Below are 11996 nucleotides of genomic sequence, written 5' to 3' on the forward strand. Positions count from 1 at the left end.
CTCGTCATCGACAGTTGTAAAGTTTATCGAGTTTACTCGGACATCGAATTGGATGGATTGGGTTGGGCGTGTAGCTTGAAGCGCGCCTGTTGCAATTCCGTAAAGAGAGAAGCGGATAATATTCCCCGCGCCAATAGCCGGGGATCAGCAACCATAATATCGTCAGGTACGTTTTGTCCGACAGTCCAATACGACAGGGTGCGAGCGGTTCGCTTCGCAAAACTTAGCCAACGTCCCGGTTGAGTCGTTTCGTCCAATTTCGTTGCCACAATTCGGGTAATCGGTAGTTCGCGGTAACGGTCGAATTGCGCTAACAAATCAGCTAACGCTGTTGTTCCCGATAACAACAAAAACGATTCGTCGGGTGGAACAACTTGAGTAAACTCTACCATATCTGGTAACGCGGTTCCATCGACTGGGCTGCGGCCGGGTGTATCAACAAAAATCGCGTCAAATCGCGCTGCTTTGAACCGTTCCACTTGCGCCGCAAGTTCCTCCGGCGTAAACGCCACTTCCAACGGTAAGTTGGCGATGTCGGCGAACACTTTCAGTTGTTCGATTGCTGCGACACGAAACGTATCGATCGAACATAATGCAACGCGGCGCTTTCCCCAAAACCGGTGATGGGTAGCAAGTTTCGCTAATGTTGTCGTTTTACCGACACCAGTCGGCCCTATCAAAAAAATTACCTGACCACGTTGATCTACTGGAACCGCTGAAGCGGGAACCATTGCCGAGAGTTTATCGAGCCACCATCGCTGTAGATCAAGTTTGTCGATCCGGTCGATGTTAGGAATTTCGCGTAAACACTCGTGTAATAATTCGTTTCGTTCGGGTTCATCGAGTCCGGAACTTTCCATCGCATTAGCGATTTCTGCTAAATCCGGCGGTAAATCTGGTAACTTGGCAGCGCGAATCTGGTTCGATAACTCTTTGACGGTACCTTTTAATCCCTCCAGCTCAGCCCGCAAAGAACGTACCGTCATCTGGTCTTGGCTACTGTTCATGGGCTTTGCTGAACTTTGCGCTTCCGCCATTCGGACTGCGGGGGGGATTGAACCTTCCCGCGGGGTAGTTAATGGTGGACGACGGGAAACAATCGACTGTACATCGCGCGCATCTTGTCCCACTGTGGATTGCACTTGCGGCAATGTTCGATCAAGCGTTGCCGCAGTGACTTCGAGTACCGTTTGATTTTTACCGCTCAGTTTACCCTTGCGTTCGATCCGTTCCGTTTTCAGAATTACGGCATCGTCGCCTAATTCGGCGCGGATTTGCGTCATCGCTTCATTGAGCGTAGGCGCGAGAAATTTTTTGATCCGCATTGCCATAATAGTTTACGCTGTGACGACTCCGATACTTTCGATATTCGTTTCTGCTGTTAACTCACCGAAAGATAAGACAGTAACATCAGGTAACACCGGTTCCAACAATCGCCGCAAATATAGCCGAATGGAAGGTGAAGTCACCAGAATCGGCTGACGACCCTGCTGCTTCACTGCCGTCACCTGCGTTTGCAGCGAGCGATAAAATCCCTGCAAGAACTGCGGCGGTAAATTAATATTCTGCAATCTCCCCCCGGCTTGTTGCGCTTCGTCGGCAATCGCTTCCTCCGTCTGAGGGGCGAGGGTTAGTGCATACAATTTACCATCGGAATCGGCGAATTTCTGCGTGATTGTCGGCGATAACGCATATCGGACATATTCGGTCAACAGGTCCGGGTCTTTCGTTAATGGGGCATAATCGCTTAATGCTTCGCAGATTGTCGACAGGTCGCGAACCGGAATCCCTTCCTTCAGTAAGCGTTGCAGGATTTTATGGACGCCGCCGATTGACATTAGATTCGGAATCAATTCATCGATAACTGCCGAACTGTCGTTCTTCAAGATACTAATCAAACTCTGAACATCCTGCCGCGAGAGGATGCGATGTGAATTCCGCCGGATGACTTCTACCAGATGGGTTGCCAAAACCGCCGGCGGTTCGACCACTGTAAATCCATTCGATTCGGCCCGTTCCCGTTCCCGTTCCGGAATCCACACTGCGGGGAGTCCATAAGTTGGCTCTTTTGTACGAACACCATCCAGCTCACCAATTGCTGTGCCAGGATTCAATGCAAGGTAATGACCCATGCGTAACTCAGATTTGGCAACCTCATTTCCGCGAATTTTTACAACATATTCGTTGGGTTTGAGTTGGATATTGTCGCGAATCCGGATCGGCGGAACGACAATTCCCATGTGCATCGCCTGTTGCTTACGAATTAGAGTGATCCGCGAAAGCAAATCGCCATCCTGTGCCGTGTCCACCAAGGGAATTAGCGCATAACCAATTTCCAATTCCAACGGATCGATGGCGAGAAAATCTTCCGGTTTATCCTTCGGTTTCGATGATTCTTTCGCTTTCGATTCAACAACCATCAGATCGCTCTTCTCAGCTTCCTTTTGTTTAACTGCGATCCAAACCAGAATGCCGCATAAAATCCACATCGGGAGCAACGGGAAACCGGGCACAAAGCCAAACAGAAAGAGCACTGACGCAGCTATCCAAATCGACCGGTTAAAGCGGAACAATTGCTTGGTGATGCCGCTACCAAGGTTTTCCTTCGATGCCGCCCGCGATACTAAAATACCTGCGCCAACAGAGACGATAAGAGATGGAATTTGGGTTACCAGACCATCGCCGACCGTCAATATGGTATATAACGAAGCCGCCTTCTCGAAGGACATGCCGCGCTGCCAGACGCCGATAACAATGCCACCGATAATGTTGATGAATGTGATGAGTAACCCTGCGACAGCGTCTCCGCGGACAAACTTGGATGCGCCATCCATCGCTCCGTAGAAGTCGGCTTCTTTGGTCACTTTCTCACGGCGTTCCCGAGCGTCCTCTTCTCCGATTAGTCCATTGTTCAGGTCGGCATCGATTGCCATCTGCTTGCCAGGCATCGCGTCGAGGGTGAAACGAGCAGCCACTTCTGCGATTCGACCGGAACCTTTGATGATAACGACAAAGTTAATAACATTGAGTAACAAGAAGATGACTAAACCGATAACATAGTTGCCACGGATAACAAAGGATCCGAATGCTTCGATAATCCTCCCACCGGTAGCCTCTGAGAGAATCAAGCGGGTTGTCGAAATATTTACCGATAACCGATATAGTGTTACCACCAGCAAAAGACCGGGAAAGACGCTGAACTGCAATGGTTCTTCGGTATACGTACAAACCATCAGGATAAGTAGCGAGATGGTGATTGATATAGTCAATAAAATATCGATGGCAAAGGCAGGCATCGGTAGAATCAAGATGGCAAGCACACCAATGACCGCAACTGCGAACCAAACGTCCGCCTTCTGCGTCAGTTTCGTGATGAAACTGTTTTCTTTTGGTTTGATTGTCGCTTCTTTTAATGCCACGTCACTACTCGAATTGTATGAAAACCCTTGATTTATTGTGCAAAAACCGTACCGACTATTCGTCAGGGCTGATATTGTGCGATTGGTTGCGTTTCTCTTCCTGCAACCGGTAAACGTAGGCTAAAACTTCCGCAACCGCCTGATAAAAATTGCCCGGAATGTCTTGTCCGACGGGAACTCCACGGTATAATGCCCGCGCTAACGGAGGATTTTCGACAATCGGAATACCTTCCTCTTTGGCAATTTCTTTCATCCTCAGCGCGACCAAGCGGGTACCTTTCGCAATCACCTTCGGCGCTTTCATCGTCTCGCTTTCATACTGCAAACCGACCGCGACATGAGTCGGGTTGGTCACCAATACCGTTGCATTCTTGGTATTCCGAACAGTTAAGCCATAGGCAGTATTGATCTGAATCTGTCGCAATTTCGATTTTATCTTCGGATCGCCTTCCTGTTGCTTGAATTCGTCCTGTACTTCCTGTTTTGACATCCGGAGGTCTTTGTAGTAGAAAAACTTCGTGATGAAGAAATCGGCAATTCCCAACGCAAGGAAGACAAACACAACTCTACCGATTAAAGTCATCGTTGAGGATGCCACGGTTCTATAAATATCGGGCACCGAGTAGTCGATCATTTTCTGGAATTCGTGAAACTGTGAGAAGACGATGCCATAGATGGCAAATCCTACTATGAGAATCTTGAGTAGGCTTTTTCCGATTTCCACCAACGATTTCGGTTTGAAGAACCGCGACCACCCTTTCAACGGATTCATTTTCGCGACATCGGGTTTTAACGGTTTCGTTGAGTAATTCCAACCGTGCTGGATGTATGCGGTAGCAAATGCAATAGCAATTGCAAGTATCCCGAACGGTGCAATCAACTTTAGCATGAATAAAGTGCCCGTTGCGATGATCGGGCCGATGTTATCAATGGAGAGTTGAATCGAGTGGAGATTAGAAAATACGTGACTGGTACCGATGATCAGCGTGTCATTGATCCATTTTCCGAGGAATAGTAAACCCAGCCATGCCGCCAGCATTGACGTCGCTTTTGCGAGATCGTTCGAGGAAACCAGATTCCCTTCCTCACGGGCTTTCGACAACCGACGGGCGGTCGGCTCTTCGGTTTTTTCGGTAAATTCTTCCGCCATTTATCGCGCCAGCATCGGTAACACGTGTTCAACCTGCTTCAGCAATTCTGCGAAGATCTTTCCAAACAGATAGGCAAACAGGGGAAAGCCAAAAGCGATTGCAATCGTACCAACGATAAGTTTGACCGAGAACCCAATCGTGAAAATGTTCAATTGCTCTGCTGAGCGGGAAAGCAGACCTAACGCAACATCAGTAAGAAACAGGGTCGCCATGATGGGAGCGGCTACTTTCAAAGCGATAACGAAGACCCAACCTGCGACGCCAACCCAATGCTGCATCAATTGATCGAAATGGAAACTGCCGGTGCCGGGTGGAATCAAATCGTAACTATACGCCAACGCTTCGAGCCAGCGGTGATGACCATCCATCAAAAGAAATAGCATCATCGCGACATAAAAATTGAGCTGTCCAACGATGGATAAATTAGTCTCCTGAGTCGGATCGATCAAATTTACCACCGAGAACCCAATCTGAATACCAACCAATTCCCCGGCAAATTGTACACCGGCAAACAGAACTATCGTTGCCATACCGAGAAACAATCCGACTCCAACCTCCCGAACAACTAACTCGACAAAACCGAGTAGCCCAGTTGGCGGAGTGCTATAACTGATACCGGCAAAGGGGGTTAGAATGAATGCGACGGTGACCGATAGTCCAATTTTTATGGTGGGAGGATTGGTTGCGTAACCGAACAGCGGGACCAAGAAGAAAAACGAGAGTGTGCGCACCAATACCAGAAAGAAGATTTCCAGCTCGTGGATCGATAATTCAAATGGTAGTGGCAGCATTGCATTACTGAATCAAAAGATACCGGTTTCCCAAAAAGCGTTCCCGGGGAAAGCTACTTCGCGATTTGTGTGATGTAATTAAAAATCATCGTGGTAAAACTGGTCATCACCCCCACCATCCATGGAAATGTGAAGAGACCAACAAAAATAACAGCAAGAATTTTCGTGACAAGAGCAATCGTCATTTCGTTAATTGAAGTGACCGCTTGAAAAATCGATACGATGAGACCGATGATCAATCCTGCGATAATCATTGGAGCGGACAGGATAAGCGCTGTCCACATGGCTTCTTTCACGATGTATAATGCAAATTCTTCGGTCATGGCGACACCATTGCGTATCGTTTACGTAAGAGATTCCACTAATGGAACGATTGTACCAGCGAAGTTATGATCAGATTCCAACCATCCACTAACACAAACAGCAAGACTTTGAATGGCAGCGAAATCATCACCGGCGGCAACATCATCATACCCATACTCATCAATACCGATGAGATGACCATATCGATCACGAGGAATGGTAAATAGAGCAGGAAGCCGATTTGAAAAGCGACTCGCAGTTCGGATATAACAAACGCGGGAATGATAATCCGCATCGGCAAATCGCCTGCTGTTTGTGGTTGCGGACTACGATCAAGTTTTACGAAAGTCTGCAAGTCTTTTTCACGAGTATTCTTCAGCATGAATTCCCGGAGCGGAACAACCGCTTTTTCATAACTCTCAGTTGTCGAAATCCGCTTCTCTTTGTAGGGCACCCACGCATCCTTGTAGATGCGATCCATTGTCGGATTCATGATAAAAAAAGTGACAAACAGTGCTAAACCAATGATAATCTGATTCGGCGGCATTTGCGGTGTACCCATCGCTTGCCGCAAAAAGTGAAAAACGATTAAAATTCGGGTAAAACTCGTCATCATCACGAGAATAGACGGCGCGATCGAGAGTACCGTCATTAGCAGGAGAATCTGCAGTGTTACCGACAAGTCGCCGGCATCCTTGGCGCGCTCGACGCCTACCGTAAATTTTGGCAATACGGTTGTTTGGGCGAACGCGAGTGGTGCAGCAAACAAAAACAACCCGAACAACCAATAGGTTATTGTCCGGCAGGAAAACCATTTCCTCAGTGGTAAATCACTCACGGACATGAATAATATCTCCTTCGCTGATCCGGAATACTGCCGGACCGGTGCGCTCTTCCACGGTACGCTGGAGCGTACCAATTTGCAGAAGGATGCCGGGATAACACTCTTTTTTTACGCGAACGAAACAAGATTTTGAATGATCATCAAGTTGTTTAAACAAATGTTCATACTCTTGTTGCGTGATTTGTAGTTTCGTCCCCACTTTCCGCAGTAGCTCAAATGACCGTCCGGCAGGGGTGTCGTGTGCAAATTTCGGATTTTCGAGATTAGGGTCGAGATCGGGGGGAAAACCGAATTGCAGTCGCATCACTGCCATCCGGTCACGAATCACGGTGATTTCGTTTTCCAGTACTGCGAGTTGTTGCAACAATTCTTTGGGGCGACCAACTGTGACTTGAGCAGGGTAGCTGATTGGATTACCTAACACGTTTGCTTCGATTGACTGGTGGGCTTCTAATCGACCACCTAAAACAACCCCTTTAGTACCCTGAATGAATATCGAACGTCCAGCGTTCAGGACCGCAGCGCGAACTTCCCCGAAAATCTTGATATCCTGTCCCGCCTCGACTGTTTGATTGATGACAAACAGCGCGCTGAATTCCGTCTTCGCCCGGGCGACTCCTTCGCCAGGACCGACAAACCCGCCACGAATTTCAATTGCTTCCGCCTCGAGAATCGCCTCTTCCACTGTTCCTTCGACGACAAGCTTATTGCGGGTTTTCACTTCAAAACCGCTTTTTACATCGCCACGAATCGTCAGGTCGCCGTAAAACTCAATATTGCCCACCGCATTATCGACATCACAGGCGAGTGTTAAATGATCAAGTACCGAAACTTTTCCTAACGGATCGTAATGCACACAACCGGCTACAACTGCAACCAACTCACAACTTGAGGCATCGGAGAATTTTACATTATCGCCAGCAACAATTTTCAAATCCTTCACGGGGGGGGGTTCAACGATCTGACCATATACATTTCTGCCATCGCTACCTTGCACGGCGGGAAAACGCACTGCAAGGACTGTTCCAGCTTCAACGTTTTGCAATTTGTACTGCGCGGTATGGATCGGTTTGCCAGCATGGCTTGCCGCTTCGGTATCGAATTTGTAATCAATCCACCCGGTTTTACCCAAGCGAACTGGTAAGCCGTTGGCGACAACAATCTCGGTGGTGACCGGCGTCGATTTTACCAGCCACTCCAGAATGATGTCATTTACACCATAGTCAACACTTGCTTCCTGCAACGCTTTTGTTACTTCCTCAATGGTCAACTTATATCCCGAGCGCGGCAGTTTTAGCACCGCCTGCATTGCATCGGCGGAAACTTCGACATATAGTCGGTTTTTGTCGGTAGGTGCGGTCATGTTGTCTTTCGGGTCAGGATACTTCGAAACGAAGGTTGCGGCTCAACGGTTTTTTTTGCAAGAATCTCTGCAACTTCTGTCGGATCGACCCATTCGGTTAGTTTTTCGATATTTTGGTCGGTAACACCTAACAAAACAATCTTATTGGCTGCCCGAAACAGCGCAACCCCTTTTTTCGGTCCGAGCGGCTTATACTCAAGTAGTTGGAGATTACCGCCGACTTGTCCCAATGTATTTGTGCGTTTCAGAACCCAAACCATCACCCAGATCAGAATGACGATAAACAGTAAACCGATACTAAGCTTTAAAACCGCCATTCCAAGCGAAACGCCGCCCGCGGTGGCGGGTGGCGTCAACAGCGTGCGAACGGTGTCTACCACTGCAATGCTATCGGTCATGGGGTGAATTCTCGCATTACCCTCTCAACGACTTCAAACGGTCTTCCAATCGCATCAATTCCGTGATCCGAACGCCAAAATTCTCATCGACGACCACCACTTCCCCTTTGGCGAACTTCTTATCGTTCACATACAAATCTACTGGTTCCCCGGATAACTTATCAAGCTCAACTACCGAACCGGGTCCTAATTCAAGAACATCGCGTATAAGCATCGATGTGCGGCCAAGCTCTATTGTTATTGGCAGCGAAACATCGAGCAACAATTCGAGATTGCGCGGTTCCCCATCGCTGTTGTCGGTCTGGTTTTCAAACGGAGCGAATACCGCCGGTCTTACATTCACCATTTGCCCCGTTTTACTTTTTCCGGCATCGCTTTGCGCGCGGGATGGACGTGTACTCGCTGCTTGTGGCGGATTCAATAACTGAACGACTTCTGATGATAGATACAACCATAATCCTAAATCACCAAACGAATCGATCGAAACATCTAACCTTAGGATGGTCTGGTGTTCATACGCGGCAACATACGCCCCCGGGTCTTCTTCCATCGTTGCCGATACTTGTTGAAACGAAACCGGCAATCCGGCATTCGTCCAATCGATTGCAAGTGAGTCAATCAGCTGGTGCGACGCTTCGGCAATCCCATCCAAATGCTCTTCCGGACGAAATGGAACATTGCCGTCGCCCATAATCATCAAATCGACAATGGCGGCAGCACCTTCCGGGGCATACCAGAACATCATTTCCCCGGGGATACCATCGCCCGGCGCTCGGACGGTAACCAAACCGTTCGGAAACTCCAGTTCGACCAGCGACGCCGATGCCGCTTGGGTTTCGCTCTCTTGTACCGTGACACGCTTTCCGACGATGGCGCTGAAAACTTCTTCCATTTTCCGGGCGTTTTGTCCGCCGATTTGCCGCAATTGCTTGGAATTCACGTCATTCATAAATCAACTCCTCGTCGGGATCGAGCAAACGGGTGATCCGAATCGCTTTTTTTCGACCCATTGTGCCCGGTACCGAGAAAAACTTCAACCGGCCGTTCACCAGTACCGGCAGTTCGCCATGGATAGGTTGTTCCAGCTCAAGTACGTCGCCTTCTTTGAAATCGATAAAATCGTTTACCGAAATTTTTGTCCGCGCCAACTGAACCGTAATCGGAATACGCGAAGTAACGACCCGGTCGCGTAACGATTGAATATCTTCTTCGGTTGGTTTCCGTTTGCCCTGTTGAATCATCGATTGGGAAGAGAGCCGTTGCAGCAGCGGTTCGAGAATGTAATAAGGATAGCCGAAGTTCATCGTAAACGTGGTGCCGCGCATTCGGATTTCAAAGAAGACAATCGCAATCGTTTCCGAACCGCGGGCGATTTGCACAAACTGTGGATCGGTCTCAAACGATTCGTAATCGACGCCCAGATCGACAATTTGCATCCAAACATCGTTCAAGGTCGCGACGGCATTATTGATTACTCGCTTGCAAACAGTCTGCTCGATAGCCGTGATTTCCCGACTCTCGATATCGGTTTCCCCTTGTCCGCCAAGCAGACGGTCGACCACAAAAAGCAGAAACTGGGGACTAATCTCCAGTAGCGCTTTCCCTTCGATATTTTTCAAACTCAAAACATACAATGCGCTTGGCACCGACAATGACATGGTATATTCGCTGTATGTTACCTGATCGATGGAGAGCATATTAACGTCGACTAACGTTCGCAACGAGGTTGATAAAAAGGTGGCAAACAACCGGGCGAAATTATCGTGAATCGAGCGCAGCGAACGGGTCTGCTCCTTGCTGATTCGGTCAGGGTGCTTGAAATCGTAGAGTGAGATTTTCTTCTCACTCTTCGTAACCACATCAATCGATTTTCCCTTGCTGACATTTTGCAGTAAGGCATCGATTTCTTCTTGCGAGAGAATCTTGTTCATCGCATTCCTATTGAACGATATACCGGGAGAAGAGAACTTCCTTTACCGGTCCCGTTGCCACTTCCCGGTCGACAATCGCTTTCACATAGGTTTTAATCTGTTCGCGGCGGTTGATGTCTGTCAATACTTCCATCGTTTGCAGTGAAAAGAAAGTAATCAAGCGGTCGCGTAAAATCGGTTCTTTCTTTTTCACTTCGTCCGACTGTTCTTTTGACGTACAGACCACGCCAATTGATGTCACAAAATACCTGCCACCGCGTGAATTCTTCGGATTCACTACCAATTCGTTAATCGAAATGATGTCGCCGATTTCCGATTTCGCCCCTTCACCACCTGATTCTGCTTTTACGTCGGGTTTTTTCTCGGTTGCAGCATGTTCGGTTTTTGCTGTGTCGGCGTGGTCACTTGAACCGCCGCGCAGAAAAAAGAATGCAACGACTGCAATCACGACCACGGCACCTGCTGCACCGATGATGAGCGGGAGCTTCGATTTTTTTGATTCGATTGTGATTTCCGGTTCTGCCATTGGTACACCTATGCTCCCCCCGCTAAGAAAACCACGGGGGGAGCGGGGAGTCGTTTACCGCTTGATTTGTAAGGTTTCCATCAGTAACTGATCGGCCGTTTGGATCGTACGGCTATTCGCCGAGTACCCGCGTTGTCCGATAATTAAACTGGTGAATTCCTTTGCCAAATCGACATTCGATAATTCAAGATAACCGGAGTAGACCCGGTTCGATGTTCCATTCGCTGTCGAAAGTTTCGGATCCCCTGAGTTCACCGTCGTTTCAAACAGATTGCCGCTTGCTCGCGATAAGCCCTGTGCGTTGGTAAATGTTGCCAGCTCTACTTGGGCAAGCGCCCGTGTTAAGCCATTTGTAAAGGCGCCGTACACAGTGCCGCTATCGTCGACGCTTAATCCATCCAACTTACCTGACGCATAGCCGTTTTGACTGGTAGCTTGCGTAGAAAAAGCCGAGCTGGTTTGAGTAATGCCGCTCAGCGATCCGGCAAGTCCAGCGTCTAATGCGATAGTAAGCGATTCTGCGCCATTCGGCAATTGAATTGTCAGGTTACTCGCATTTCCATCAAAGGTAAAGTTCGCCAGTGACCCATCAGAGTTAAACGAAATTTTCCCGGTATTGCCATTCATTACCGCTGCCGATTCACCCGGTAATGTCGCGGTCCAACGCCATTCATTCGCATTGCCAGTCTTGGCAAATGTCATATTCAAGTTGTGTCCAACGCCTAACGTATCGTACACCACAATCGAAGTCGAATGAGTGGTGTCTGCTGTGGCGATGTTTGCCGAACCTGCCGCAATACCTGCCGCCGAACTAACAGTAACGCCACCGCCGCCTATACCTTCGATGCCGGTCACCAATCCATCGGAATTACGTGTGAAAGATAGTTGTCGTCCAGTATAAGACGGTGTCGTTGCACCGGTCGGGATAAAGTCATCGACCGCTACCAGCGTTGAATCGGTTCCGCCTGCCGTCCGGGTGGTTGCCCCAAATAGCGCAGTACACAAGTTATTCGGTGGAGTGCCGCCCGTGGTATCCGTTAATTGCAAATAGTGAGAGGCTGTATCGCCGTACGCTCGGCGTTCAATCTGCAACTGCGTTCCATTCAAAGAGGCAATTGCTCCGGGGACTTGTGCGTTAATCGCATTGATTAAATCACCGATGGTTGAATTCACCGACAATCCGGTAATCGCTTGTGCTGCGCCGCCATCCACCGCTACCGAGAAATTCACTCCGGTAACGTTGCTTGCCCCACCGACATCCCCCAACCCC

The 11996-nt window shown here is 48.7% G+C and carries 12 protein-coding genes; all 12 read right to left on the reverse strand.

Features of this window, described 5'->3' with window-relative positions:
* Positions 1-32: 32 nt before the first annotated feature.
* Positions 33-1331 carry a flagellar biosynthesis protein FlhF gene (flhF, locus tag OEM52_02350; GenBank protein ID MDK9698980.1) on the reverse strand — a complete coding sequence of 433 codons (1299 nt, stop codon included), beginning with the start codon at positions 1329-1331 and terminating at the stop codon, positions 33-35.
* Between the two features lie 6 nt (positions 1332-1337).
* On the reverse strand, positions 1338-3419 hold the full coding sequence (gene flhA, locus OEM52_02355; protein MDK9698981.1) for a flagellar biosynthesis protein FlhA: 2082 nt from the start codon (positions 3417-3419) through the stop codon (positions 1338-1340).
* A 55-nt stretch (positions 3420-3474) separates the two neighbouring features.
* Positions 3475-4569, reverse strand: coding sequence for a flagellar biosynthesis protein FlhB (flhB, locus tag OEM52_02360; GenBank protein MDK9698982.1), 1095 nt, complete (start codon positions 4567-4569; stop codon positions 3475-3477).
* Positions 4570-5361: a flagellar biosynthetic protein FliR gene (gene fliR, locus OEM52_02365; protein MDK9698983.1), complete on the reverse strand. Its 792-nt coding sequence runs from the start codon at positions 5359-5361 to the stop codon at positions 4570-4572.
* A 53-nt stretch (positions 5362-5414) separates the two neighbouring features.
* Complete coding sequence (gene fliQ, locus OEM52_02370; GenBank protein ID MDK9698984.1) at positions 5415-5684, reverse strand: flagellar biosynthesis protein FliQ; 270 nt, start codon at positions 5682-5684, stop codon at positions 5415-5417.
* A 38-nt stretch (positions 5685-5722) separates the two neighbouring features.
* On the reverse strand, positions 5723-6508 hold the full coding sequence (gene fliP, locus OEM52_02375) for a flagellar type III secretion system pore protein FliP (protein MDK9698985.1): 786 nt from the start codon (positions 6506-6508) through the stop codon (positions 5723-5725).
* Positions 6495-7871, reverse strand: a complete 1377-nt coding sequence (locus OEM52_02380; protein MDK9698986.1) for a FapA family protein — start codon at positions 7869-7871, stop codon at positions 6495-6497. The genes fliP and OEM52_02380 overlap by 14 nt, the downstream gene beginning before the upstream one ends.
* The gene (locus OEM52_02385) at positions 7868-8269 is read right to left on the reverse strand and encodes a flagellar biosynthetic protein FliO (GenBank protein ID MDK9698987.1); all 402 of its coding nucleotides are present in this window, start codon (positions 8267-8269) and stop codon (positions 7868-7870) included. Before OEM52_02385 ends, OEM52_02380 begins: the two co-directional genes overlap by 4 nt.
* A gap of 16 nt (positions 8270-8285) precedes the next feature.
* Positions 8286-9218, reverse strand: a complete 933-nt coding sequence (gene fliN / locus OEM52_02390; GenBank protein ID MDK9698988.1) for a flagellar motor switch protein FliN — start codon at positions 9216-9218, stop codon at positions 8286-8288.
* Positions 9211-10200, reverse strand: a complete 990-nt coding sequence (fliM, locus tag OEM52_02395) for a flagellar motor switch protein FliM (GenBank protein ID MDK9698989.1) — start codon at positions 10198-10200, stop codon at positions 9211-9213. The genes fliN and fliM overlap by 8 nt, the downstream gene beginning before the upstream one ends.
* Positions 10201-10207: 7 nt before the next feature.
* The gene (locus tag OEM52_02400; GenBank protein ID MDK9698990.1) at positions 10208-10726 is read right to left on the reverse strand and encodes a flagellar basal body-associated FliL family protein; all 519 of its coding nucleotides are present in this window, start codon (positions 10724-10726) and stop codon (positions 10208-10210) included.
* A gap of 54 nt (positions 10727-10780) precedes the next feature.
* Positions 10781-11996 (reverse strand): flagellar hook-basal body complex protein (locus OEM52_02405; protein MDK9698991.1); only part of this gene is annotated, 1216 nt, incomplete at its 5' end.

The organism is bacterium, assembly GCA_030247525.1.
Taxonomy (GTDB): Bacteria; Electryoneota; JAOADG01; order JAOADG01; family JAOADG01; genus JAOTSC01.